The sequence below is a fragment of the Vibrio sp. G-C-1 genome, assembly GCF_021728015.1.
Classification (GTDB): domain Bacteria; phylum Pseudomonadota; class Gammaproteobacteria; order Enterobacterales; family Vibrionaceae; genus Vibrio; species Vibrio splendidus.
In genome coordinates, this window is the sequence record NZ_JAKKCR010000001.1 from 517,656 (window position 1) to 542,960 (window position 25,305).

Below are 25,305 nucleotides of genomic sequence, written 5' to 3' on the forward strand. Positions count from 1 at the left end.
TGAACTAGACCGTTAACACATGGGCTTCACCGGTGGATAATCGCTACAAATTTTAAATATTGGTTTTGCGTGCTGCAGTCACAAGTAGCTCGACTTTGAGTTCAGGGCTAGCGAGTTTCGCTTCACCACAAGCTCGCGCAGGTGCGAACCCTTCATCAAACCATTCATCCCATACTGCATTCATTTCATTGAAATCACTCATGTCAGCTAGCCATACTGTGACCTGTAAAACATGCTGACAATCACTTCCTGCTTCTATAAGAAGGCTTTCTACTCTCTTAAGCGCTTCTCTTGTTTGCTCCGTAACGCTTGTACCACGGACTCCGACTTGACCACATAAATATACTGTATCGTTGTGGGTTACAATTTTGCTCATACGTTGATTAGTATGCAGTCTCTGTATCTTGCTCATACTTAGTATTTCCTTTGTTATACTTTTTAATAAATGAACTCTTTGCGGGGGTGAGACTTGCTAGCTCTCCAAGTTTCAATGGTTTAATAGGGTTGCGTAGTCGGTAGTAGCCTACTTTTTCCATTGAAATGCCCGCTTTGTCACTAATAATATGGGCCACCGTTGAGCCGCAATGGCGTCCTTGACACGGGCCCATGCCACAACGAGTGAACGTTTTTATTTGATTAATTCCACAGGCTCCCTGATCTACGTGATCGCGGATTTTTTTTGCTGTCACTTCTTCACACCGACAAACGATCGTATGATCGCTGGGGGCGAGTGCTTGCTTAGGTGGTGCGTACAACGCATCAAGAAACGGTCGTACTGATAGCTCTTTGTTTATTTTTGCTTTTATGGGGTTATCGTTATTTTTAGTTATGGGATTACCGTTAAGCTCAAGATCTTGCAGAGCCTTTTGTGCGACGAGTTCCCCTTGTAATTCTGCTACGAGTGCTCCTCCAATGCCCCCGCTGTCACCAGCAACAAACACACCGTAACGTGAGCTCATGTTGTTACTGTCTAACTTGGGCTTCCAGCAAACTTGTAACGAATCCCAAACATGTTCCAACCCCATGGCGCGAGTGAGCTGCACGTTAGGAATCACTCCTATATGTGCTAAGATTGTTTCGCCTTTAAGTTCAACAGTTCTTCCTGAGCTTTGAAAGGTTAAACCTTCTAAACGTTGGCTACCTAGTGCTTCAATGTGAGTAGAGGATGTGTAACGCTTGATCCCAAGCTTATGAATCTTGGAAAGGAGCGTTAAGCCTTTGGCTATATAATTGCGTCCTTGCCATGCATTCAACCAATATCCGGCTGCTTTAAAGTAACTTGCGCTTTGCTGAGTATCGACAATGGCCTTAGGTGTAGCGCCGGCATCGCTCATCTGTACGGCGAGTAGGTAGAGAAGGGGACCGGTTCCAACCAAGATTGCATCTTTAGGGACAATGCCTGATGTTTTCATCATGATTTGGCAAGCTCCAGCAGTCATCACCCCTGGTAGTGTCCAACCTGAGAATGGGAATGGTCTCTCAATCGCCCCCGTTGCTATGATGATTTTCTTCGCGGTCGCTTTTTGAGCTTTCCCATCGCGACTCCAATAAACCGCGTTGTCTGAATCAATTCGCCATAACGTAGCGCCAGAGAAATAAGAGATGTTAGCTTGGTTAAAAGTTTTAACGAGTTCGGCACCTCTTAAATAATCAGGCCCGAAGATATGTCCGTGTGGGTGACCTGATTCTTGTATGGCTCTATAAATTTGACCTCCTGGACGAGCTTGTTCGTCGATAACCATGACATTTGCTCCCGCCATAGAGCATTGAACTGCTGCTGACATTCCTGCAGGCCCAGCTCCGATCACACACACATCAAAATTCATGTTTGATTGTTCCAGCATGAAACCTCCTATTACATTGTTTGTCGGCGAATTTTCATGCCGTCTTTAATCAAATTCATGCAAGCTTGAACGTTAGGTTCTCCATCGACTTCAACGCGGCACTCAAAGCAACTACCCATCATACAAAACGGTGCTCTTGGTGAGCCGGATTGAGGCGTTGTACGAGTATGATCTACCGTTGCTGCTAGCAATGCTGCAGCTATGGTATCTCCGTCATACGCTTTGTAATATTGACCTTCCCATTCAAACTGAATTGATGTTTTCTCTTTATCCGAGGCAAGTCGTTGGAATCTAGAATCTGTCTTCACTGAATACCTCCAAATCTGGTGCGTTAGTAGATTGCTCAAGCCAATGCGGTAACAAATAACTATGAACTGCGGCTAGTGTAATACCGCTGTGGCAACTCACCAGGTAAGCACCTGGATGTGTTTTTGATTGTTGATATATTGGTAGGCCATCAGGTGAAACGATCCGAGTCGCGCCCCAACTTCGAATTAGCCTGGTGTGCTCTAAAAATGGATAAACAGCAATCGCTCGCTCAGCTATAGCAGCTGTAGTTTCGATGGTGTCATTGTTGTCAAATCCAGCATTTTCCTTAGAGTCTCCTATCTGGATACCACCTTCATCTACCTGACGAATAATACCGGAGGGACGCTTCATCTTTTTGGGGAGCTTTTCAGTGATTAAAACTTGCCCTTTTTGAGGAGAGACTAATGCTTTGAAGTTGAGTTTTGGGCCTAATTGAGCCGCTCCTAAACCTGCAGACAAAACAACTTTGTCGCTAGAATAAATCCTCCCATCTTCTAACGTGACTTGAAACGTTCCCGACTTATCTTGGCTAATATCAGACACATTCGTTCCAGTAATTAAATTAGCACCGAGCTTTCGGATCGCGGCAGTATACGCATTGAGTAACTTCAATGGATTGACATGCCCATCTTCTGCTCCGTAAATTGCACCGACGACGTCAGGGCCAATTTCGGGCTCCTCCTGTAGTAGGCGTTTGCGATCCCAAATTTCATATGGATGGTCGCTATTCAATTGCTTACGTAGGTACTCATACTGCTTAGCTTTAGCCATTAATTCTTCTTCACAGAAGTGGAAATCGTATCCCCCTTCTTGTACTAGGCTAAGTTTATGTCCGGTAACGTTTTCTAATTCTTCTGCGAGCTCTTTCCATAATTTTACGGATCGGCGAGTCCATGCTGCATAGTGAGGTGCGTCGAGTCCTTTACTCGACAACCAAACCAAGCCAAAATTACCACGAGATGCACGATGATCGAGGTCGCCGCCATCCAGTACTGTTACCTGATGACCCGCTTTAAGAAGGCCATAAGCTAGTGCGCAACCCACAATTCCGCCACCGACAACAATATATTCCGGTTTCATAACATTCTCTTATGCTTTCATTGAGGGGGCAGGAGTGCCCCCTTTGGTTGGTGTTTCTTAATTAAGCGCTTTGTCTAAGATTGGCTGGCTCCAGTCAGAACCAATATCGTCAATAATTTGAGGCCATACTGTAGCGCGTACTTTGTTAGCTGTTTTGCTCAACTGACTTGGAGTCATTTCTATGATTGTTGCACCAGCTTCGACCAGTTTTTGTTCATTGGCTTTCTGGTCTAGTTGTGCAGCGCCCCAACGGCGGTTTTCAAATTGAGCTGCGGCTGTTTTGAGAGCTGTTCTCTCTGCTTCATCGAGATCTTCTAAGCGCTCAGAATTGATCATCAGGTACCAGATTTCGAAATGGGTATTGAGAGGAATATAGGTTTTTGTTACATCACGGAATGAAGCGTAATAGCCTTCAGCTCCAGAACCAATAACACCATCAACTACACCAGTTTGTACTGCCGTAAAAGCTTCAGAAAAAGGTAGGGGTGAACCGATATAGCCGACATTATCTGCTAATAGCTGGAAACTCTTGATCGGGGGTACACGAAGTTTAATTCCTTTGGTTACATCGGGATCACCAGCATCGACTGCATTACGGTTTAGCGAAATTCCACCAAAGTAAACAGGGTAGGCTGCGAGTAATGTTATATCTTGTTTAGCAAATAGCTCTTCCATTGCTTCACGTACTGGCGCATTCGTACCGTAGATGTTTTGAGCTTCTTGCCAATCGTTTGCTAAAAAAGGCAATAAGCCAATTTGCATTCTACGGTCGGTAGACGTCGAGGCTGGTTGTAATGCCATATCAATTGCACCAATTGAAATTCGTTCCTGTACTAACGTGTAATCTCCCAAAGCGTTAGCAGCATAGACTCTTAGTTTAAGGTCGCCATCTGTCGAGGCTTTGAGATCGTTGCTTAACTGATTGATATCATTATCAACTACGGTACCTTGTGGGCGTACATGACTGATTTTTAGCGTTGTAGCATGTGCAGGGAAAGTACTCAGGGCGGCTGCCATAAGTGATGCCAACAGAGTGACATTTTTTATTGTTTTTAATGGTTTTAACTTACTTGTTTTTAACATTGTTAATTTCCTTTTAATAACCAAACACAGTAGGGAGGTACAGAGATAATTCTGACCAAAAAGACGTAAGAATTACGACAGGTAGATACCCAAATAAAATGAGTAGCATTGCCGGCCCAACAACTTCAGAGAATTTTACGTTACCGATGCGAGCACCAAGGTATAGGATTGACGCATATGGTGGGGTCACCCCACCCATCGCGGTATTGACTCCCATGATTGCAGCAAATTGAATTGGGCTGATGCCAATTGCCGTCATTAGTGGCAGAAGCAAAGGCGCTATAAGAATGATTGCAGTTAGATCGTTCACGACCATACCAACGACAAACAGCAACAGATTAATAAAAATCAATAATAAAAATTTGTCATCAGTAATATCGAAGATAGCTTCAACCAATTGTTGCGGGATACCTTCCACAACAAACATTTGACTAAGAATAAGGCTGAAAAAAATCATAAACATGATAGAGCCGACCGCTGTTGCAGATTCTTTGCCGGATTCTAATAATGTTTTCCAATTCAATCCTTTATAGATCATAAATCCAACTGGAACAGCGTAGATAACAGCAACTGCAGCGGCTTCGGTTGGCGTCATAATTCCGCCATAAATACCACCAAGGATAATCACTGGCATCAACAAAGCGGGTACCGCGTTAAATGTTTGGCTAGAAGCTTTCTTAAACATCTCAGGTAAGCTCGGCTTGTCATCTAAAACAAGTGGGAACTTACGGGCCATAAACATATTGATAGCTGCAAAGTTGAATGTAACCAGTAATCCAGGACCAAGTGTCGCGAGGAAACAAGCCAGAATAGATGTGTCAGTAACCCAACCATAAACAATCATTGTCACGCTTGGCGGAATGAGTAGACCTAATATTGACGAGTTAGCAATGAGTGCTGTCGCATAGGCTCGCGGGTAGCCTCGTTTTTCCATCTCGGGGATAAGTAGTGGTCCGATAGCCGCAATACCAGTTAATCCGCTTCCAGAAATGGCCCCTATAATCGCGCAACTAACGGAAGCAACGATACCTAGCCCACCACGTATATGACCGACAAATACGTTCACAAAACCTAACAAACTAGCAGCGATCCCGCTCCTACTCATAATGGTTCCAGCTAAAACAAATAAAGGAATGGCCAACAATACGGGGTTCATCAGCTGCCCGGCTCCCCACATCATATTGCCTTTCATCGACATGTCACCGGCAATACTCATTACCATCAACGCGCCGCCGAAACAAAATGGAAGGGGTACGCCGATAGTTAGTAGTATGACCAAAACTGCGACGGCTAATAGAGCAACTTCAATCATTGTTTCACCTTATTTACGAAAGACGATGGAGTTCTAAGCTGGTTAACCAACTTTATGATATGTATGGCAATAAAAAGAGTGATCAGAAGAAGTCCGATGAATACGGAGCATTCATGATAAAAAGTAGGGATATAGAGGGTAGGGCTTTCTTTCCATACGCGCCAAGCGTACTTGACATAGTCCCACGCCCAATAAGTAAGCCAGCTCGAAATAATAAAACTTATAACTTCTCCGACTAGTGCCAAAATTGTGTGCCCGCGTTCACTTTTTATGAAAATTTCTAAGACATTTGCTCGTATCTGAGAGTCTTCTCTTGAAGCATTAACGGCCCCAAGCATATATAGCCAGATTGTAGGAATGACCATTGATTCTTCGAGTCCCATAATCGGGACCTCAAAAATATACCGTGTCACAACCTGAACAAATTGCATTAGAGCTACAGATGCAATTAAGGCCGTGAGTAAGTATCGAAATTTTTGCTCCACTGCATGTTTCCTTATTGTTGTATTTGTAATTATTTGGTTATTTTATTGGTGACAATCAATAAAAACAAATTTAAAATTACTCTAAAGTCATAAATTTAACTTATAGGGTGCTATGAGCAATCTTTCGATAAAACAATTAGAAACGTTCCGTGCTGTAATGCGTTCGGGGTCGGTGACTGTGGCTGCAAAAACCTTATGCCGAACTCAACCCGCAGTGAGCTCTATGATCGTAGGTCTTGAGAAGGAGTTAGGTTTAACACTCTTTGAACGACAAAAGGGGCGTTTGATCCCCAACCCTGAAGCATATTTTTTGTTAGAAGAAACTGATGCGATTTTAGAACGTTTAACTCGTTCAACTCAGTTAATGGCAGAAGTGAAAAACCTGACTAGAGGGAAGTTACGTATTGCTTGTATGCCTGCTGCGGCATTATTTTTTATGCCGCATGTTATAGCTGAATATGTAAAGGACAGACCTGAAGTTGAAGTATCCATGATGATGCGAAGTTCTACTATTGTTCAAGACTGGATTGCATCTCAGCAGTACGATATAGGTTATTCAGAGCTGCCCAAGGACAGAGATTCATTTCATGTAGAACCTATACAGCTTGAGGGAGTGTGTGCATTACACAAGGATCACCCTTTATCGAGTAAACCGCTCATTACTCCAAAAGACTTAGATAATGTTCCCCTAGCAGCGCTGTTTACCCGTCATTCAGCAAGTGAGCACACAAGACTGTTATTTGAAGAACATAACGTCACTTATCGACCTAGATTTGAGCTTCAGAACTACATCTCTGGCTTTGAGTTTGTCGAACAACAGTTATGTGCTTGTATCTGTGACCCCATCAGTGCCGCTAGTTATAAACTATATAAAGGAAATCAAGGGAATGTTGTATTCCGCCCCTTTGCTCCTGCTATAGCTTACGATCACGCAATACTGACACCTGCTCACAAACCAATGTCAAAGCTTGCTGAAGTCTTTGCTTTAAATATCCGACAAGCAGTAGATGAATTTGTGTCTGACATTAATGATTTCTAGGGATGTATATCTGATTACTACTATAGATAGCCTGAGATGCGAATGCGAGTGAACAAGGTAAGTAACCAGAAGGTTATTGTCGTGATGATTACCTTGAACGTCGTAAAGTTCTAATGTCGTGGTGGAGTGATCACATTGAAGAAGCTGCAAAGGGAAGCTTGTCGATGAGTGGTAAAAAGAGCCTTAAGGCTGTGGGTTAGGTTGATCTGCTTCAAGTGTATACTGAGTGTCAATACCATTAATATTTGAAAAATCTTCCATAATGTTATCTCGTGTATGAGAAGAAAGTTGACATCGACTTCATTTCCTAGTTTTTATTGAGGCCGATACTCTGCTATTCATGCTATTAATAGCATGAATAGCCCTCTTTATCGGTAGCTTGCAAGGATGATGGTTTGAGATTTATCAACAAGGTTTTCTATAAGTTAAGTGGCATTGATACGAAAGTGTCAATGAAAGATAAGCTTCAAACGTGTCTAAAGCTTGATATACCGCTGTTAGTTAAAGTACCCAATGGTTACAACGTATGGGGTATTGATAAGCAACTGCACAAACTGAAAAAGCAAGATGTTGTTTTAAGCGTAAGAGATCATTCTCATAAAGTGAGGCTGATGCATTATTTTCTTGAAGAAGAATACATTCCCCTTTACCACCAGCCAGAAATAGACACCTTATTTTTAGGTGCATCAACACTAATTGACGGTGTTGAATATCTACAAGTAACAGAAAGTGATACGGAAAAACTTTTAGCTTCTGAAAATATCACGACTGATCAATTCAAAGGTATGGTGGCTTTTGATCAAAAAGAGCAACACTTTGCCTTATATGAGTCAATACCTGTTTCTCCTTATCACTTTAAGCTTGGGAGCAATAATGATCATTCCATGATGCAGAAAACCAAAAGTGGGATGAGTAATTCGCGTTTTGTACTTTGTGATAAAGCAACACGCAGTAACAATGATTTTAACTTTCCAATAGGAAGTGAACTCGATTTATCATTGAGCGTGTTAGAAGTCGTTATTAGAGAAAGTGACGCTTCAAAGCTGGTGTTCAATAAGGAAGATTATCAACTAAGCGCATATCACCTGGAACCAGAATACCATGCATCTACTGCATTACAGGAGTTATCGAATTGTGGGTATACTCTGTATGTTAAAAACGTAACTGTTGTCTCCGGTGGCTGTTCAGGCTATCTATTTCGCAATTTTAAGAGCTTTAAAAAAAAGGGAGAGCGTGAAGCGGGAGCTTTTTTGATTAAAGACAAAACAGGTAAAAACTTCAATCGTGTCAAAGAAGTTTATAGCCACCACTGGCTATCAGATACTAAGCTCAGCAAGAAAAAGGTACAAGAAACAGCCAGGAGTGTTATAGATGAACTACATGAAGTTCTTGATACAAATGACACATATATTCATGCAATAGAATTAATTATCAGACCAGACAAGTACAAAAAATTAAAATAATAAAAGAGTCGTAGCCCTTTTGTATAAAGGGCTTGGATGAGTTTTTATGCCGAAAAATCAACGCCACTCCTTTTTGTAACTTTGTCCTTTAATGTTTAATGGCACCTTAAATCAACTAAGGAGCTTTAAATGTTATCTACTCACTCAGAACTTCGTTCAAACCAAATTCTTCGACTTAAGGATGTCATGTTAATGACGGGCCTTTCTCGGTCGACTATCTATGACAAACAAAACCCTTCATCAAAACGTTTTGACCCCTCATTTCCTCAGAAAATCAAACTAGGCGCAAGAGCGGTAGGTTGGTTGATGGGGGATATGCAAACTTGGCTAAATTTGATGAGAAATAACTCTATCGCAGGGCGTGATTAGAGAGGCGGTTATCAATATTTGATCATTTTATGTCGTTATCGATAGGAGTGTGCATGTTATATCAATTTCCAACGTCGTCGGAGGTCTTTCCCTTAGTATCTCCGTCATCATTAATCACTAAAGCCTATATGGAGGCTAAACTTATCACGCAAGCGCCTGATTCAATGGTCTATATGACCGCTATCAGTTCCGTTTCACTCGCATTACAAGGTGTTATTGATGTAGAAATACCCACGGGTAAAATAAGCCCTGTCTCACTAATGGGGTTAACGATTGCAGAATCAGGAGAGCGTAAATCATCGGTTGAGAATCTATTTACAAAAGGAATTAAATCGTTTCAAAAAGAAAATATTGAATGCTACCAAACACAATTAGATAGGTACCAAATTCAACTTGATTTACATGAAAAAAAAGTCGCTCGTATAAAAAAGTTAGTCAATTTGGATGACGAACTTGAATGTGAATCAATGGCAAACAAGTTACTCGAACTTGAAGAAAAAAAACCAATTAAACCAAAACTCAATTTGATCACATATGAAGATAGTACTATTGAAGCATTGCTGAGTGGTCTCAGTGAGAATGTACCAAATGCTTTTCTTGGGTCTAGTGAAGGGGGAGTGTTACTTAACAGCCGAGCGATGACGCAAACGGCTAGCCTAAATGCAATTTGGAGTGGTGATGATGTTACTGTCAATAGGAAAACAGCAGGATCATATACAGTGGAAAGCGCTCGGTTAACCGTCTATATAATGACTCAATCAAGTGCACTAGATCGCTTTATTAAAAAATCAAAAGATAGTGTGCGTGGGAACGGATTCTTGGCTCGTCTTCTTGTTTGTGCACCATCATCCAATATTGGGTTTAGGCAGTCCTCAGGGATAGATTATTCACGAGACGGTATAAAGGAGTTTAACGGTAAGCTTTATTATTGGCTATCGGAATCCCAAGGGTTTTCTGACTACACTAATAGAAAAATTGTTAGATTCTCCAATGAAGCTAAAAAAATATGGCAGGGTGTTTACAACGATATTGAAGTAAAGATGAGACCTAACGGTATCTTTCAGCAAGTTGCAGATCATGCCTCAAAGTTACCAGAAAATATCGCAAGGTTAGCGGCTTTAATTCATTGCTTTGATGGTGATTTAAATGATGAAATTTCTTCGGCGACACTCATCGAATCAGTGAATTTAATAAGTTATTTCTCTGGTCAGTTTGTGAAAGTGTTTTCTGCGCCTCCGAAGTGTGCAGTAGATGCCCATAATCTAATGCAATGGTTTCTGATGCTTTCAAATTCAGGAGTTAGATATATTAAAAGAAATGATATTTTTCAATTTGGACCATATGGGACAAGAAGCAAAAAAAACCTAGAAGAAGCATTAGAGTACCTAAAACCCAATTATATATTAAGTGAAATTATGATTAAACCAAAAACAAGGGTCATCGATTTCTATCCTCATTATCAACGTGATGATGTCAAAATCATGCTTGATTTAGGACTGAATGTTTCTATTTGATTTACATTATCTCGATTAATTATAGAGGTAATAACTCATGGATAATAAGTGAGAACTAAAAAATACAGGTGGGATAGTTTGTGCATAAGTCCAGAGTAATAAGTTAGAACGAACTAGGGGGGGTAAGCCTAAAAATAGAAAGGTGTTTCTATCTATACCCTAGTTTATCTGTTGGTTAAGTACGATATTTTGTCGGTTATAGTAATATATAGTACTTGTAATTGTTAAGAGTTGTTTATTATTCATTCCTTAAGAATGAAGTGAATGTTGTTGATTATTCAAAATGAAGGTGTTTTGAATGAAGTTAATAGAATCTGAATTTTTTAATGGATATAGTGTTATACGTAATCATGGTCCATTAATACAAAGGATATTAATGGCGAATGAACTAATGATGGTTAAATCTTTGTCTGATCATAACCGTCTTCTTGTTATGCGCTTTGAGCTGAAGTTCCCTACAGGTTACTCAGGACCTAGTGATATAATATCGAAGTTTTTTGATTCTCTGCGTTTTAAGATTCAATATGATTTAAAAAGGAAAAGTAAAAACAGGAATCGTAGTATTAATTGCCGTATTAACTACGTATGGGTGAAAGAGTTGAGTGGTAACGAAGGATGGCATTACCATGTCGCTCTAGTTTTAAATTACAATGTGTATAGAGGGTTTGGAAAGATTGGTAGTACTAGAAATAATACCATCAATCGTATTTCAGAGGCTTGGGCGAGTGCAATAAAATGTTCAGTGAATAATGTGAAGGGGTTGGTTAATATTCCTAATGGAAACCCAGTATATGAGTTAAATAAGAGATCTCCCTCATTTCATGACACATTTTATGCTGTAATGTTTAGGTTGAGTTATTTGGCGAAGCTTAAAACAAAGCCTTATGGTGGTAATGTTAGGATGCGTTTTTATGGGACGAGTAAGAGTTGAATTTCTGTAGGTTATTTATGACATATATATGAGTCAGTGCAAAAAAATAGGTATCAAATAACCTCTTTGGAAAATTAATCTATAAAGTTTGGATTGCTTTATTGTTTCTTTGGCTCATTTTTGTCGTTATCCATGTTTGAATTTCATGATCTACCCAAGCAACAGAGCGGACGCCTAATGATACGGGAGGCGGAAATTGCCCTTCGTTGAGATACTTGTAAAGTGATGAGCGTGATATACCTGTAACCTGAATTACCTCTTTTAATCGCATCAGGCGACTCGAAGTTGGTGGTTGCTTAATATTAGTCATTTCGTTGTTCATAATACTAACTCCCTAAAGTCATTATCAATATCATCTTGTGTCACGCCAATGTAGCGTAGCGTTACACCTTCTGAGCTATGGCGAAGCATACGCATTACCCGTGCAATATCTTTGGTGCTTTTGTATAAGTGGTAACCTCTGGTTTTTCGCATTGAGTGAGTTCCCAACGGAAAACTAATCTCTTCACCAATCGATGAGAACGCTTGGCTAACAGCCCGACGACTCAATGAATTGGCAGCTTTGTTTATTGCTTGCTGATTTCGGTAAGATTGGAATAGGTAGACGTGGTGGGGGTTCTCCTTTTTAATTCGGTGGATAATTTCTAAGCTTCTAGGGTTTAGTGCTATTTGGGCCACTTTGCCCGTTTTAGATTCACGGATGGTTAGACGGTCTTCTTCAATGTCACTGAACTTAATCGCCAACAAATCAGAAATCCGTAAAGCGAGATTAATACCCACATTCCAGATGTCCGACATTTGCTTACTATACCGTATTTCTAATAAGTGGCCGATAAGCTGGATTGTGTCACGGTTTTTCACCGCTTGAACTTCTGCCATAACGCAGCTTCCTTTTTTCGATGAAAATGATGATTAGAGGAACTTCAAAGCAGGCCTGAAACCAAAAGCTTTGTTCCATAAGGGTTGGCAAGTTCCCAAATTGCTAAAATGGGAACTTGAATGCTTTTCAGCTCTTGGTGACTTTGATTTGGTCAAACACACCATCAGATAAATACTCCAAAAAGTTACCTTCCCATGTTCGATAGAAAGATTTCACTTCTCGATGTGCTAAAGCGCAAGGTGCCAGAAACATCTGTCTGAATATGTTGCTCTCAATATTGAAATCGAGCTCAATGGTTAGTTCTGGATAGACGCCTCCAGAATAGGCAAAGTCGGTGATGTAACAGAGTCGCCACTTATTGCCTTCATTGCGGATCATGATTTCTACTGGATGATACCCACCAGCTTCAGCGCTATAACTTGTGTCTCGAAAGTTAACGGTTAATAAATCAGAGTCGTTATTCCCATTACCTTGTTGAACTTGTTTAGTGATTACGTTGTAAAAGCGAGTTGAGATAGGCAGCACACAAGGGTGAAACTGCATCGTTTGAAATTTGGTTGAGACTGGCATGGTATGCCTCCTTGGTTAGTGGTTATGGGATTGATGATTCCGTGGGCGTGTCTATATTGACGAGTGTTGCTTGTATACCGTTAAAGGAGCCTTGTTGAATTTGCTTGAGGAAAGACCGTTCATAGCTTTGATACAGACTGGTTACTTGGGGCTGGTGGAGCTCACAGCGTTCAATGTCCGGTTGATAGAACCATCCACGCAGAAAATTGAAGTAAAGCTCGACCTCCATCTTTTCGGTTTGTTCGTCTGGATAAGCAAAGCTAGCAACAAAGACGATGCTCCAATGAGTATTGTCTGATTGGCTTGTAGCTCTGTTGAGTTGGATCTCGACAGGATGAAAGCCGCTACGGTCTTCGTAGTAGCTCGACACTCGAAAGTTAAGGGCGATACGTGTAGCAAAGGCAGGGATATCTAATCGCTCAGTAAGAGCATTGAGGTATTCCACCAGCAGTCGATGGGGTGTGGTTTGGCTCATAGCAAACCTCGCTCAGCAAAGGACACGCATTGCTCACCTACGACGACATGGTCCAATATTCGGATATCAACCAATGCTAAAGCATCAGAGAGACGTTGAGTGATTCTACGATCGGCTTGTGATGGCTCTGGTAATCCAGATGGATGATTATGACCAAAGATAACCGCCGCCGAGTTCAACATTAATCCTTCTTTGACGACTTCTCTTGGATAAACACTAGCAGCATCGATGGTGCCAAAAAACATCTCTTTGTATTCAATCAGTTGGTTTTGATTATCAAGAAACATCACGGCAAACACTTCTCTGTCGTAATGCGCCAGTTTCATCTGTAGATATTGCTTAGTGTTTTCGGGACTGGTGAATGACCCTGCCCGAGCATACTTCGCTGCGAGCATGGTCGCGGCGGTCTCTAGGATTTGACGAAGCTCTGTAGGTTCATTTGGCGTGTATTGATTTGAATGCATGTACTTTCCTTCTTGTGCGTTAAAGGTATGTGCATCCAAGTAATATGTAGTTAAAAAATAATGGAATCCTTCCCTTTATAAGCAGCCCAATCACGCAGGGCTGCTTTAGGTTATGGTTGTTGTTTATCTTGTCGTTTAGCCCAGTTGTAACCGCTCACTACGCCATAGATGAAAAATTCGATTAGCGTCTTAGTTGGTTGGTGGGAATTCACCATTCGCCTCCTTGTTGATGTGGTACAAACCTGCGCCAACAATAAAGCCAGCAATGAAAACAAACGGCATAAGTGCCTCCTGCTCTGTTTGATTTAAGAAAAGTGCATAAATGGAAACCTACGATTAGCTGGCTTCAAAAAGGTAATGTGTGGCTAAAAAAATTTGGAGTGTGGCGTTTTACGCAGTGGAGTAATTAAATGCACATTCTCGTTATCTCATGAGTTGAACTAACAGGAATTCATCATGAGATTAATCAAACTAAAAGAAGTAATGACTTTAACCAGCCTTGCACGTTCTACCATCTACAAGTACATGAGCGAAGGTGGGTTTCCCCAAAGCAGTACCACTAGGTTGTTGTTCGGTAGGGTGGGTAGAAGAAGAGGTAACGGATTGGATATTGGATAGGATTGGTGAGCGCGATAATGCTGATTGACAGATAATGGATGGAAGCTATTACAGCTTCCTCTATGCCATGTTTTTCTAACAAGCCCGTTCCTATTTAGAGTTGTTACCCATAACATTACTGAGCGCTTCCATTTGAACAAATAATAGTTATGCCGACATATTTCAACTAGCTACATATACAGTGGCTGCATACGGAGCACGGCAATAGAAAAATTGTTGATTAATGATAGGTGAAAGAATCAAAGGGCTATACTGAGCCTACCCGTTTGGAGAGGAAAGCTAAGCTGCCAGATGATCTGGCAGAGAAATGGACTCCCTAATTGGAGCCTTATTTGTATGGAACTCTACATATTAACCTTAACTGAGTAACCCAAGGCTCTCAGTGCCTTGTTTGTTCGACCATTTCTAGGTGGAGTGTCTTCAGGTCTTGCCCATCCTGCAACTTCAGCTATCGAATTGATACCATAGTGACCAAATCTGTACTCTGGATCCTTACCCGCTAAGTAAATCCGTTCCCACATCTGATCTGCTCTCCCACCATACAAAACGAACTTTAGAAGATCAGCCACAGTCTGCCCCTTTTCATTTCGTTGAGCTATTAGCCATTCGGTAAATAGGGGGATCCTTTCATTTTTGGTAAGAGACTTCTCATGTGGCTTCCCAAGTGATGCTGTACTCATCTTGATTAGATGGTCCATGGTTGCATGAGTTGCCTTTAGGATGCCGGTTAGGTCGCTCTCTGCTAGGGAATCAATATTGGCTTTATTTAGACTTTTTCTAATCAGAGGAGCATAGTCGTATAAGTTTATATCTTCATGTGAAGGTGGTGATGGAAGCTCTTTCCACCATGTTAGCATTTCAATAAGTGCAACTTGAGGGTTCTTGCTGTTAGTCTTGTGGTAGCTTTCATAGGGGTAAGTATTGTCCTTCTGTTTGACTTGGTTGTAATAGTAGGCATGCAGAAATTGGTCCACTTGCCAATATGCCGGGATATCTTCACTAATCCAGTGAGGTCTGTAGTCGTTAATTTGAGATGCGATATTTCGGATATAAGATAATGTGCTATTCCATTCCATACGGAAATTTTCTTTGCGTTTGTCCTTGGCTTTCTTGTCTGAAACGAAGCTAGGACCTTCCCAGGGTGGTACTTTACGTTTAGGTGCTTTAGCTCTCTCTTCTTTCTCTTTTTCCCGTTTCTGTTTGAGCAGCAACTTCTGTTCATCGATGACCTCTTGGGTTAGCTCAAAGGCTACGTCCAATTGTTCCAAACCATCAAAAAACTCTTCCAATTGCTCTAGCATACCTGACTCGTTTAGGTCGCTCTCACTAAAGAATACACCGGCTTCTATGTTGCTGTTCCATGCTCGATCAGTCAGGTTAGCTGAGCCAACATAAGCACCGTATCCTTTCCACCAGATGACCTTGCTGTGTAGGCAGTCGGGAATCAATTTACAGAATACATTGTTCTTAGCATTCGCAAGTAGCTTGCTAAGGAAACTAGGCGCAACTGGTACTGTTTGGTCATAACGCATCCAGATATCTAATCGATGCTTGTTGTCGAGACAGTGCTGTAATAGTTGGGTTCTATCGTCTCCGTATGCGATAGCTGCTACCACACCATCAATCTCTGTTCCTGTTGGTGGAAGTAGAGACCTGAAATACTCACGGTTCAAACTGTTTGCTACTAGTTTCATCTTGCTCATTGCCTTAGCTACTACTCATTGCATTAAACATACATCGTTTAGTAAAGAGTGAGCAAACGCAAGTCGTTGTTATGTGGTCGACATTACAGATTGGAGGCCCAGTAATTCAGAGTTAAATAGATGTGAGTGCAAAGTGACCACTTGGCTGTAAATTAGACCTACATCAAGGGACTGTCCTCGTTGATACGCTCTAGCAATACAGAACGATAACCTAAGCGAAACTTACCATACTTCAGCTAATTCATTCTTTGCTAAATTAGTAAAGACGCAACTCGGAAATGTCCAAATGCTTGTTGTAACAATGAATAAAGGGAGCTATCGCTCCCCTATATGCCGCCAGTTTAAGTGAGGCTACTTAATACAGTCATACCACCCATCATCACCATCACACTCATACTTAAACGTCCCATTAGGATAAGAAACAAATCGATAGTGCATTGCCACCTCGCCATTAGGCATTTCATTCGCCACGTTAGTTCGATGCTCAGATACGTTGTTCTCACCTTCTTTATAGCGTTTAGTGTGCTCCCACCAGTCTGCCCCAACAGAATCTTGAGCTCCATAGACTTGCGGTAGTGCTGCGATATCAGCATTTAATGCATCAAGGTCTATACTCGCCACATCAGCACTGAAACCTAACCAGTGAGCATATTCACTTGGCACCGTATTCCACTTATAACGGCTCCTTTCTTCATCGTACACACCACTCACTCTCGCAGTCGAAAGCGTCATGTTTTGGCTATCAGCAGCATCACTCAAATTAACCTCATTACACTCCAATTCACTCAAACCATAGAACGATGACTTATTATTCATACCGTATTGGTTATCAGTGTCAGCCTCCTTTGAAAGTAAAGTTTCTGACTTACTGCAAATGTAATCGTCAAAGCTTGGATCTGAACTCATATTACGGTATTCATTTACATGGCCCACCGTACCAAAATCAGTAACACTGTCTTCTTGTAGGTAGTTTCTAATCAAGCGCTCGGGTAGCCAGTTATCATCTACCGCATAGACGGATTCAGACCAGAAGCTACCTTGACGTATGGAAATCGATTTGTACCACAACTGTTCATCATCTTGGCGTTGCCAGTCCGTTGGATCGTTAAGATATAGTGAGCCACGTTGATATGTGCATATGGGTACTGAAGTGACAATTCATAAGTCTCTTCAAATGAAAGTTGAATGGATGCCATAAGCTGTTCAGCAATGCTGGAGACCGCACTGTTACCATCTGCTATGTAATCACTCCACAGATCTTCCTCTGAAATATTGAAATGCCAAACTAAGTCACCTGCTACGTTACGCATTGCGTCTTTTATGGCATTGCGGACTTGTTCATTGTCTTTCACTAATTCACAGCTATATACTGCTCCTTGCTCTCTTTCAACTGTCTGTTTAGCCGATTCCCACAACATTGTGGTGAGTGGAGTAATGTTAACGGAGCCATTCGCTACCTCTTCAGGCAACGTGAACGTTGGTGGCAGGTTAAGTACATATGCTTGAGTTACTTCCCCTAAGTATTCATCAATAGCTCCGACAGGCACACCTACGATTACTGGGACGTATTCAAGACAGGCTTGTTGCTCTTCTGTGATGTTACCTTCAATAGTGAACACACCACCAGCCTCGGTGATAGCCGATGGTTCATCAGGATCGACAACACCATTTGAATTGAAATCATAATGAACCGTGGCACCAACGATATATCCGTCAATAGCACGACCGGATAACAACGTAGAGTTGGATGGCTGTGAAGGCTCAGATGAGCCACCACCGCCGCAACCAGTAAGGGTAGCACTTGCAATAAGCACAGAAACTAACGTTTTTTTCATAGGAATTCCTTTTTATTAATAGATTGGTTTGCAGGGATAAATACATAGAAAACAAAAGCGGCTTACTTTCGTAAACCGCTAATGGTGGGTATTAAACGTGTGGTACTAGCAAGCACATCGGCATGGAGGCATATCGCAAATGTCACAGGTTGAACTGTGGCTACCTCCGCAATATTCACAGCTGAATGAAGCTAGGCAAAGGTGCTTGTTAAGTAATGGTCGAATCGCTTTAATGGTCATGAACTTCTCTCCCCGTCTATGTCGTAGTGGATCACATAGAAAGACGGTAACCCTATGTGACATCCCTGTTTGTTGTCAGGTTATCAATAGGTTGGGCACCTGGTGTCGCATAGGGCTGTACTAAGTGAGACCGCTATCGCTATTTAGAGAAGTGGTTTGAAGTTGGGGGCTTTTGACTGACGGCGGTATAGGTTGTTGTTCTACAAAGGTGATGTGGGTTTTATGTGCTTCTAGCCACGCCACTAACGGTGGTGTATTGGAAACCGTAGCAGTGATGTGTAAATACGTATCGAACTCAGAAATACGTTGGTCGTTGGAAAGTGGTGTTTGGTAGAGGTGCTCACCAGCCTGCTTCGTAATGGTGAATTCGAGTGTATAACGCTCATGCACTGTATTGGTGTATTCCGATGCTGACTGTTGCAAGTCAAAGCCTTGTGGGTAAGCAAACGTGAAGGTTGATAATGTGACTTTGTGAATCTGGCTGACATCAACAAAAGTAGTGTCTTTATCTCCGTTCTGGCGGTACAGCAATATCAATGTATTGTTTTGCTGTGAAAGGCCTAATGGCATGACATCTTTTCTGTATTTCTCTCCTTCAGAGTAATAGTGCAAGTTTAACCAACGGTTATGGTAGAGCCCTTGACTGATAGCTGCGTAAGCATCAAGGCTGATATTACGCCTTAGTTCATAAGCGCCGAATAAATCTACTTTTCGTAACCATTGGGACTCTTTTGAGTCCTGATCGATTGATTTCAGTTGGTAATTAGCGTCTTCAAATAACGAGTGAAGAGTATGGGATATATGGGTAGGGATTAAGTAGTGGAAGTGAGACTCAGCCAGACACAAAAGTAGTGCCTCTTGAGTACTGGAGCCAACAAGAGATTTAGTTTGCTTTCGTTGGTATCCATAAGGTTTATCACGGGTATCCCGGTCAATATCAAAATACTCAAGTAACACATCAAGGTTACGTTGAATCGTTCGAATATCTCTATCAATACCTATCTCTTGAAGCTGTACTTTGAGCTCAGAAGCTGTGACTTTGTGCCAATACGGTATGCGCTTGTATAGCTCAAGCGCTAATATCATATGCTGACGAGTGCTCACATGAGTGGTTTTACTCATCGTGCACACCTTTAGCTAAGCGGATCAAAATAGAGGTGACGGTATAACGATGTTGGAACAAGTCACTCTCACTCTGTTGATAGCAAGAGACGAAGCTCTACACGCTAGGCTTTAAGGTGAGTTGATTGTATGAGTAGCTTGGGCATCTGGTGTCGGATGAAAGAGTACAATTGAAATTAATTGAATAATCGTGGTGGGCATAATGAACTCCTATGCTGGTGGATACATAGAAATGATATGTGTGTGAAATTTATTGGATTGAAAACGTAAAAATTTAGCATCATGCCAGATCACAGACCATACCTTCGTTATCATCGAGGTGAGTTATTTAAAGGATGCTAATTGAATTCTTGCTCAATACCTTCAGAGTGCTCTGGGTAAAAGTCAGAGCTCTATTCCCTTCAATACCGATGTAGATCACTATAGTTCATACTTTGTCATGTAAACTACAGTTGCATATAACGTTATCATCCCAACTTTGCGATTGTATTTTTAATGACGAAACTTCTCCTCAAAACCAACTTTTTGGCACACCTTCTTGGCAAGCGACAACAGGTAAACGTTAACGAAGACGGTATTACCATCTTCAAAGACAATATAAAAACGTTGTACAAGTGGGATACGATAGTTGCTCCTCCAGTAGTCAAATTAGGCTTTTCAGGTGGCGTTTTGTCGTTTGAAATAAATGACCCCGGTTTGTCCGTTCCGATGTTGAGCTACCTATTTGCACATCGACACAAACACACTTTCTTTCCTTTTTGGGCCAACAGTAACGCTCAGAAACTGATTCCATTTTTGGACCAAGTGGAAAACGCCTCTGCCGAAAGTTTTATTAGAACGTCTGAAACTCAAAGCTTTCAAACCATCGCAAATAAAGAAGCGAAAAGGTGGAAGGGGTGGCGCTCAGCTTTAGGGTTAAGTGAACTAGCCCAAAAGGTCGCTCAGACACTCGATGTGATTTGTGCCTGGAAGGCGTCAGATATTGAGAATATGCGCTATGTCTACGTCCAAAAGCAGCTAACAGAATACGGAGTGTTTTTCGACAAAGTTGAATCTAACCCGTTAACAGAGAAGCAGCGAATCGCTTGTATTACAGATAACGACAACAATCTACTTTTAGCCGGAGCGGGTACCGGTAAAACGAGTGTTATGGTTGGTAGAACTGGGTATCTGATTAATAGTGAGCAAGCGTCTGCCAACGACATACTGTTATTGGCTTATGGCCGTATTGCAGCTAAGGAAATGGACGAGCGCATTAAAGACAAACTGGGTTTTGATGACGTGAGAGCCAGCACCTTCCATAGCTTGGGTATGAAAATTATCGCTGAAGTTGAAGGTTCAAAACCAAACCTATCCCCATTTGAAGACGACATTAAAGCTAAATCAAAATGGATGAACGATAACCTAGAGCACCTCATGCTTGATGATGGCTACCGTGAGTCTTTACTTGAGTACTTCAGTTCGTATTACTTTGTTGATAAGAACCCTTTTGAGTTTCAAAGTGAAGGTGAGTATCTACAGTACTTAACTGACAATGACATCCGTTCGTTGAAAGGGGACCAGGTAAAGAGTTACGGTGAGGTTGTCATTGCCAACTGGTTATTTAGAAACGGAATTAATTATGAGTATGAAGCGAGTTATCGATTTGACGTAAGTACAGATCAATATCGCCAATATCACCCAGACTTTTATTTACCAGACCACGATATTTACATTGAATACTACGGTACTGATGAGCACGGTAATACAGCCCCGTGGATTGATAAAGATCGCTATCAAGAGTCGATTGAATGGAAACGCCAAACGCACAAGCAATACCAGACTGGTTATGTTGAGGTGTTCTACCACCAACATAAAGTTGGAACGCTTCTTCAGGTTCTTGAAAATAAACTGTTGGACCGTGAAGTCGAATTTAACCCCATCCCTCCGCAGGATTTACTTAATAACCTTCGCCAGTTAGGCCAAGTAACAGAATTGGCTAAATTATTTAGTGCTTTGGTGGATATGTACAAAGCGGCTTGCCTTGATGATATTGCGATAGAGAACGTCATTAGAAACTCAATCGATCCTAAGCAAACAGAGAAAGCATTAGAGTTGTTGTATCCACTATACAATCGCTATGAGCTGTTTCTTCGCGAAAAGCAGTGGATAGACTTCAATGACATGATCAGTAAAGCATTGATGTATGTCCAAACCGGACAGTTTGTTTCATCCTGGAAATACATCTTAGTAGATGAGTTTCAAGACATCTCAGAGCCCAGAGCTAGGCTAGTCAAAGCGTTGCGTGATTCACTGCCTGGTACGTCACTATTTTGCGTTGGGGATGATTGGCAGGCTATCTATCGCTTTAGTGGCGCGGACGTAAAGCTGACTACTAATTTTGTTGAGTATTTCGGTGCGACTTCGGAAACAAAATTGGATTTAACGTTTCGTTTTAATAGTGCGATTGGAGATGTGGCAACGCAATTTGTCACCAGAAACCCAGTACAAATCAAAAAAGACATTCAGTCCCTGATTAAGGTTAATAAGCCTGCTGTATCAATACTCAGACAAGGCAGAAATGAGCAAGGTGTATCTCCCCTAGAAAAAGCGCTTAATGCTGTTTTGGCTTGCGTTCATACCTCAGGTAAACCAGCGCAGAATAAGGTGTATATACTAGCCAGGTTTTGGCATCAAATGCCTGATTACCAGCAGCTTCAAGAAATTAATAGACAATACCCATCATTACAAATTACTTGTCAGTCATTCCATGCCTCTAAGGGTAAAGAAGCCGACTATGTCATCATTATGGGATTAACAACGGGTAAGCATGGCTTCCCGTCTCAAAAAGTAACTCCTCCGCTGATGGACGCGCTATTGCCTAAAGGTGATGATTACGAATTTGCTGAAGAGAGGCGCCTTTTTTATGTCGCTTTAACCAGAGCAAAACATAGAGCGTACCTATTAGCTGATATGACTGATGTCAGTGATTTTGTTGTCGAACTCATAAAGAACAAATACTTCGTAGATACCGATGAATTTGATGCATCGTTTGTACAGAAACTGTTTGAACAAATTTCCTGTAACAGTTGCAAGACCGGCGTTTTGAAAGAGCGCGTTAGTCGTTACGGTAAGTTCTTGTCTTGTTCGTTCTATCCTCGTTGCAAACACAAAGAAACCCCTTGTAGTCAGTGTGGCAGCCCAATGAGCAGTACAACTAAGCCAGGCTTTCAGGAATGTATCAACGAAGAGTGTGGCGACATTCGACCGCTCTGCAAGCGTTGTGGGAGTGAGATGAAGCTAAGAAATGGGAAGTACGGTCAGTTTTGGAGTTGTTCTACATATAGAAAAAATGCAGATAAAAATTGTGGTTATACACTTAACTGTACCGCTAACGAACTTTGATTGGGCTAGCACATGAAAGTTGGCAAACTTGTACAGTCATTTCTACCTAAAGTTATCGAGTACTGTGAGCAAAATGATCACACGGAATTCGAAAGACTTTGCGACGCTGATTATTCGAAGCAAACATTTAATATCAACTTTTCATTCTTGGTTGGTAAGAATGACCTTCTTCCCGAGAGTTCAAAACGATACTGGACAAATATCTATTTGGTGCGAGGTAAACAGTACGCGCTTGCAGTCAGTGGTTTGAAAGAGATGCGGTATGCTTTATTGATTACCTTAAACGGATTGGTATTGATTATGACGAATCACAGCTTGAGGGTTTGTTATTAGACGCGAAGGTAACGTCTAAACAAAGAACCTCTGTTCGAAGTCGTAAAGCAAACAGCCGATACCGTGGAAATGCGATAGGCAATGCTCAGAACTTACTGGTAAGAAACGTCCTTAGCAACTTGGGCTCAGAGCAGTTTTCAGAAGAAGATTGGTTAGAAACTAAAGCCTACTTTAATCATAAATGTGCTTATTGTGGTGAGGCGAAGGAATTAGTCATTGAGCATGCGATCCCTATCAATAAGGTCTATTTAGGGGAGCATAAACTTGGCAATCTGGTTCCAAGTTGCAAAGAGTGTAACAGTGCTAAAGCGAGTAAAGACTTTCGAGAGTTTCTTGAGGGGAGTGACGATAAAATTGCAATTATCGAGTTGTATATGGACAAACAGAACTATGTACCACTAGAGAACAATGAACAAGTTCAGATGATTCTTGAGATGGCGTATAGGGAAGTAGGGGCCGTAGCTGAACGTTATATTACGATTATCAATGAGCTGTTTGTGCATGAAGACGATTGCGATGATCAGCATCTATAATAAGTAGCGATTTAAACCAATTACGACTCGAGGAGTTCGATGATGCCATTACAAAATAGAGTAAGCCCAAGTGGTGAACTACTTATTGATACCGCTCGAGGTTCTTGGCTTGGTAACAGAGGCATTCTTCATAATGAAAAGAAAGAAATTATACGCCCTTGGAAGCACAAAAATTGGATGCTTTGTGAGTTAAATTTCAAAGAGCATAAGCGTGAGGTGTTTAGCCAAAATAGTTACTCCGAACTGTTTTTTCTTGATGAGGCTACCGCATTGTCGGCAGGACATAGACCTTGCGCTTCGTGCAGAAGGCAAAGGTTTGATGAGTTTAAACAAGCATGGGGTGCGGCTCAGCTAAGCGAATTGAAAGTCGATGAAATAGATAAAGTTCTTCATCAAGATAGAGCGATTAGAGGTGGTAAAAAGGTTACCTATAACGAGAAGCTTGAGAATTTACCTAATGGGGTGTTTGTAGAGCTAGAAGGTAAGCCTTGGCTCATATGGCGGAATGAACTACATGAGTGGCATCCTGATGGGTATAGAGATCGAGCAGATATATATGGTGATTTGAATGTTACGGTTCTAACGCCAAAACGTATGGTTGAAATCATCAACGCAAGGTTTACCCCACAGGTTGACGAATCCGTGATGGCTTAGCTTACTCCAGTGTTACGTGACGATGATGATTAACGAGAGGCTTTGACTGCCCATACTGCAAGTTCTCTTTTATAAGCGGATAAGCAGTCTCTCGCCAAACTAAACTGTAATTAGAATACTAGGTATGGTTTCAGCTCTTCAAAGTTCCCCACAATAATCTGTTGCCCTTTGGGGTTCGAATTCAACACATTAATATCGATATTATAAGCATCCAGAACATAGCGAACCAATGCTGCGTTCGTTGGTATTGTCAGGTTGCCTTTTTCCATACCGTAGTCGTGTGCAATCACTTTGGCCTGGGCTACGGTTAATCTTGAGTCGGGGATTAACTTAATAGAGAGATGAATATTCCAAAGTTCATCTTGTTCTCTCTCTTTTATTTTTTTTGTCTCAAGAGCTGGAACACCTCGAATTCGGCTCAGCACGAAATCTCGATAGTCTTCTGAGTGTTCGCAATAAGCTCGAACATGCCAGCGTAGTGGTGTGCAAACGAGTGTATGTGGAGAGATGATCCGTTCTACTTCCTCACCATTTTTCAACGATGTGTAGCTTAAATCGACACGTTTTTTCTCTCTGATTGCTTGGACTAATGGTCGTAAAACTTCGGGAGTAATGTTGCGTGTCACTGGGCGAACCATCGTCGTATTTTCAAAGCCCATATCAAGTTCATTGAAAGTCACAGTCATATCTTCACTTCGAGATAGGATGTGTAAGTATTCATCAGCATGACCGCTCGTTAGTTTTGGAACGAAGCTATCACTGGGTTTGTAGCCTTTTAACTGCTTATCGTAGACAAGGCTACCAGGTGCAATATCATTCAAGTAGGTATTGATGTCTTTCGACGCTTGCTGCCTACCAATACCAAAGCTTTTAATCAAATGGTTGGTTGTTAGCCTACCTTCCCATAAGGCAATCACTTCTATCATTCGGTATCGAAATAGTAGGTCCCAGCGAATTGGCCATTTGCTCATAGTTTGATTCCTGTCTAGTTATTCTACATGTATATGCAGTCAGCATTTACCTGTCGTTGATGGCGTCATATTATGGTTGGGTTAACTAAACATC

At 41.5% G+C, this 25,305-nt stretch carries 25 protein-coding genes and 2 pseudogenes; 10 read left to right on the forward strand and 17 right to left on the reverse strand.

Going from position 1 to position 25,305, the window contains the following annotated elements; all coding sequences use genetic code 11:
* Nucleotides 1-52: 52 nt before the first annotated feature.
* The 7 genes from L3V36_RS02370 to L3V36_RS02400 are packed head-to-tail and all read right to left on the reverse strand — an operon-like array spanning nucleotide 53 to nucleotide 6,059.
* Nucleotides 53-412, reverse strand: coding sequence for a RidA family protein (locus L3V36_RS02370; protein ID WP_108091293.1), 360 nt, complete (start codon nucleotides 410-412; stop codon nucleotides 53-55).
* Nucleotides 384-1,844: an NAD(P)/FAD-dependent oxidoreductase gene (locus L3V36_RS02375; RefSeq protein ID WP_208774231.1), complete on the reverse strand. Its 1,461-nt coding sequence runs from the start codon at nucleotides 1,842-1,844 to the stop codon at nucleotides 384-386. Before L3V36_RS02375 ends, L3V36_RS02370 begins: the two co-directional genes overlap by 29 nt.
* A gap of 11 nt (nucleotides 1,845-1,855) precedes the next feature.
* Nucleotides 1,856-2,152, reverse strand: a complete 297-nt coding sequence (locus tag L3V36_RS02380; RefSeq protein WP_054541260.1) for a (2Fe-2S)-binding protein — start codon at nucleotides 2,150-2,152, stop codon at nucleotides 1,856-1,858.
* On the reverse strand, nucleotides 2,136-3,233 hold the full coding sequence (locus L3V36_RS02385; RefSeq protein ID WP_208774232.1) for an FAD-dependent oxidoreductase: 1,098 nt from the start codon (nucleotides 3,231-3,233) through the stop codon (nucleotides 2,136-2,138). The genes L3V36_RS02380 and L3V36_RS02385 overlap by 17 nt, the downstream gene beginning before the upstream one ends.
* A gap of 57 nt (nucleotides 3,234-3,290) precedes the next feature.
* Entirely contained in the window at nucleotides 3,291-4,316 is a 1,026-nt protein-coding gene (gene dctP, locus L3V36_RS02390) for a TRAP transporter substrate-binding protein DctP (RefSeq protein WP_208774234.1), read from the reverse strand.
* A gap of 13 nt (nucleotides 4,317-4,329) precedes the next feature.
* The gene (locus L3V36_RS02395) at nucleotides 4,330-5,628 is read right to left on the reverse strand and encodes a TRAP transporter large permease (protein ID WP_108091288.1); all 1,299 of its coding nucleotides are present in this window, start codon (nucleotides 5,626-5,628) and stop codon (nucleotides 4,330-4,332) included.
* On the reverse strand, nucleotides 5,625-6,059 hold the full coding sequence (locus tag L3V36_RS02400; protein ID WP_216611490.1) for a TRAP transporter small permease subunit: 435 nt from the start codon (nucleotides 6,057-6,059) through the stop codon (nucleotides 5,625-5,627). Before L3V36_RS02400 ends, L3V36_RS02395 begins: the two co-directional genes overlap by 4 nt.
* A gap of 166 nt (nucleotides 6,060-6,225) precedes the next feature.
* On the opposite strand from L3V36_RS02400, the gene L3V36_RS02405 reads away from it, so the two are divergent.
* The 6 genes and pseudogenes from L3V36_RS02405 to L3V36_RS02430 all read left to right on the forward strand — a co-directional run bounded on the left by L3V36_RS02405 (nucleotide 6,226) and on the right by L3V36_RS02430 (nucleotide 11,429).
* The gene (locus L3V36_RS02405) at nucleotides 6,226-7,152 is read left to right on the forward strand and encodes a LysR substrate-binding domain-containing protein (protein ID WP_108091286.1); all 927 of its coding nucleotides are present in this window, start codon (nucleotides 6,226-6,228) and stop codon (nucleotides 7,150-7,152) included.
* A gap of 74 nt (nucleotides 7,153-7,226) precedes the next feature.
* Nucleotides 7,227-7,352, forward strand: a pseudogene (locus tag L3V36_RS02410) (integrase); the annotation flags it as partial.
* A 195-nt stretch (nucleotides 7,353-7,547) separates the two neighbouring features.
* Entirely contained in the window at nucleotides 7,548-8,615 is a 1,068-nt protein-coding gene (locus L3V36_RS02415) for a hypothetical protein (protein ID WP_208774236.1), read from the forward strand.
* 129 nt (nucleotides 8,616-8,744) lie between these two features.
* Nucleotides 8,745-8,984 (forward strand): AlpA family phage regulatory protein, encoded by a 240-nt coding sequence (locus L3V36_RS02420; protein ID WP_102516813.1) that lies wholly within the window; start codon nucleotides 8,745-8,747, stop codon nucleotides 8,982-8,984.
* 53 nt (nucleotides 8,985-9,037) lie between these two features.
* Nucleotides 9,038-10,498 (forward strand): YfjI family protein, encoded by a 1,461-nt coding sequence (locus tag L3V36_RS02425; protein ID WP_208774237.1) that lies wholly within the window; start codon nucleotides 9,038-9,040, stop codon nucleotides 10,496-10,498.
* A 298-nt stretch (nucleotides 10,499-10,796) separates the two neighbouring features.
* Nucleotides 10,797-11,429, forward strand: a complete 633-nt coding sequence (locus L3V36_RS02430; protein ID WP_237296573.1) for an inovirus Gp2 family protein — start codon at nucleotides 10,797-10,799, stop codon at nucleotides 11,427-11,429.
* Between the two features lie 79 nt (nucleotides 11,430-11,508).
* Here the strand turns inward: L3V36_RS02430 and L3V36_RS02435 are convergent, their stop codons facing one another.
* The 5 genes from L3V36_RS02435 to radC all read right to left on the reverse strand — a co-directional run bounded on the left by L3V36_RS02435 (nucleotide 11,509) and on the right by radC (nucleotide 13,818).
* On the reverse strand, nucleotides 11,509-11,751 hold the full coding sequence (locus tag L3V36_RS02435; RefSeq protein ID WP_108091912.1) for an AlpA family transcriptional regulator: 243 nt from the start codon (nucleotides 11,749-11,751) through the stop codon (nucleotides 11,509-11,511).
* Nucleotides 11,748-12,308: a tyrosine-type recombinase/integrase gene (locus L3V36_RS02440; protein WP_108091911.1), complete on the reverse strand. Its 561-nt coding sequence runs from the start codon at nucleotides 12,306-12,308 to the stop codon at nucleotides 11,748-11,750. The genes L3V36_RS02435 and L3V36_RS02440 overlap by 4 nt, the downstream gene beginning before the upstream one ends.
* Nucleotides 12,309-12,435: 127 nt before the next feature.
* Nucleotides 12,436-12,879: a DUF2787 domain-containing protein gene (locus L3V36_RS02445; RefSeq protein WP_108091910.1), complete on the reverse strand. Its 444-nt coding sequence runs from the start codon at nucleotides 12,877-12,879 to the stop codon at nucleotides 12,436-12,438.
* Between the two features lie 22 nt (nucleotides 12,880-12,901).
* Nucleotides 12,902-13,354: a DUF2787 domain-containing protein gene (locus L3V36_RS02450; protein ID WP_108091909.1), complete on the reverse strand. Its 453-nt coding sequence runs from the start codon at nucleotides 13,352-13,354 to the stop codon at nucleotides 12,902-12,904.
* The gene (radC, locus tag L3V36_RS02455; RefSeq protein ID WP_208774239.1) at nucleotides 13,351-13,818 is read right to left on the reverse strand and encodes a DNA repair protein RadC; all 468 of its coding nucleotides are present in this window, start codon (nucleotides 13,816-13,818) and stop codon (nucleotides 13,351-13,353) included. The genes L3V36_RS02450 and radC overlap by 4 nt, the downstream gene beginning before the upstream one ends.
* A 456-nt stretch (nucleotides 13,819-14,274) precedes the next feature.
* On the opposite strand from radC, the pseudogene L3V36_RS02460 reads away from it, so the two are divergent.
* Nucleotides 14,275-14,464 (forward strand): annotated as a pseudogene (locus L3V36_RS02460) (AlpA family transcriptional regulator).
* Nucleotides 14,465-14,780: 316 nt separating this feature from the next.
* On the opposite strand, the gene L3V36_RS02465 reads toward L3V36_RS02460, so the two are convergent.
* The 4 genes from L3V36_RS02465 to L3V36_RS02480 all read right to left on the reverse strand — a co-directional run bounded on the left by L3V36_RS02465 (nucleotide 14,781) and on the right by L3V36_RS02480 (nucleotide 19,336).
* Nucleotides 14,781-16,139 (reverse strand): phospholipase D family protein, encoded by a 1,359-nt coding sequence (locus tag L3V36_RS02465; protein ID WP_237296574.1) that lies wholly within the window; start codon nucleotides 16,137-16,139, stop codon nucleotides 14,781-14,783.
* Nucleotides 16,140-16,490: 351 nt separating this feature from the next.
* Nucleotides 16,491-17,207: a hypothetical protein gene (locus L3V36_RS02470; RefSeq protein ID WP_237296575.1), complete on the reverse strand. Its 717-nt coding sequence runs from the start codon at nucleotides 17,205-17,207 to the stop codon at nucleotides 16,491-16,493.
* Nucleotides 17,144-17,974 (reverse strand): hypothetical protein, encoded by an 831-nt coding sequence (locus tag L3V36_RS02475; protein WP_237296577.1) that lies wholly within the window; start codon nucleotides 17,972-17,974, stop codon nucleotides 17,144-17,146. The genes L3V36_RS02470 and L3V36_RS02475 overlap by 64 nt, the downstream gene beginning before the upstream one ends.
* A gap of 360 nt (nucleotides 17,975-18,334) precedes the next feature.
* Nucleotides 18,335-19,336: a WYL domain-containing protein gene (locus tag L3V36_RS02480; RefSeq protein WP_108091905.1), complete on the reverse strand. Its 1,002-nt coding sequence runs from the start codon at nucleotides 19,334-19,336 to the stop codon at nucleotides 18,335-18,337.
* Between the two features lie 495 nt (nucleotides 19,337-19,831).
* Here L3V36_RS02480 and L3V36_RS02485 point away from each other — a divergent pair, with 495 nt between their 5' ends.
* The 3 genes from L3V36_RS02485 (at nucleotide 19,832) to L3V36_RS02495 (ending at nucleotide 24,240) form a co-directional block, all read left to right on the forward strand.
* Nucleotides 19,832-22,720 (forward strand): UvrD-helicase domain-containing protein, encoded by a 2,889-nt coding sequence (locus tag L3V36_RS02485; protein WP_208774241.1) that lies wholly within the window; start codon nucleotides 19,832-19,834, stop codon nucleotides 22,718-22,720.
* A 323-nt stretch (nucleotides 22,721-23,043) separates the two neighbouring features.
* Nucleotides 23,044-23,586 (forward strand): HNH endonuclease, encoded by a 543-nt coding sequence (locus L3V36_RS02490; protein WP_237296578.1) that lies wholly within the window; start codon nucleotides 23,044-23,046, stop codon nucleotides 23,584-23,586.
* 39 nt (nucleotides 23,587-23,625) lie between these two features.
* Complete coding sequence (locus L3V36_RS02495; protein WP_237296580.1) at nucleotides 23,626-24,240, forward strand: hypothetical protein; 615 nt, start codon at nucleotides 23,626-23,628, stop codon at nucleotides 24,238-24,240.
* 110 nt (nucleotides 24,241-24,350) lie between these two features.
* Here the strand turns inward: L3V36_RS02495 and L3V36_RS02500 are convergent, their stop codons facing one another.
* Nucleotides 24,351-25,211 (reverse strand): WYL domain-containing protein, encoded by an 861-nt coding sequence (locus L3V36_RS02500; RefSeq protein ID WP_208774242.1) that lies wholly within the window; start codon nucleotides 25,209-25,211, stop codon nucleotides 24,351-24,353.
* Nucleotides 25,212-25,305 lie beyond the last annotated feature (94 nt).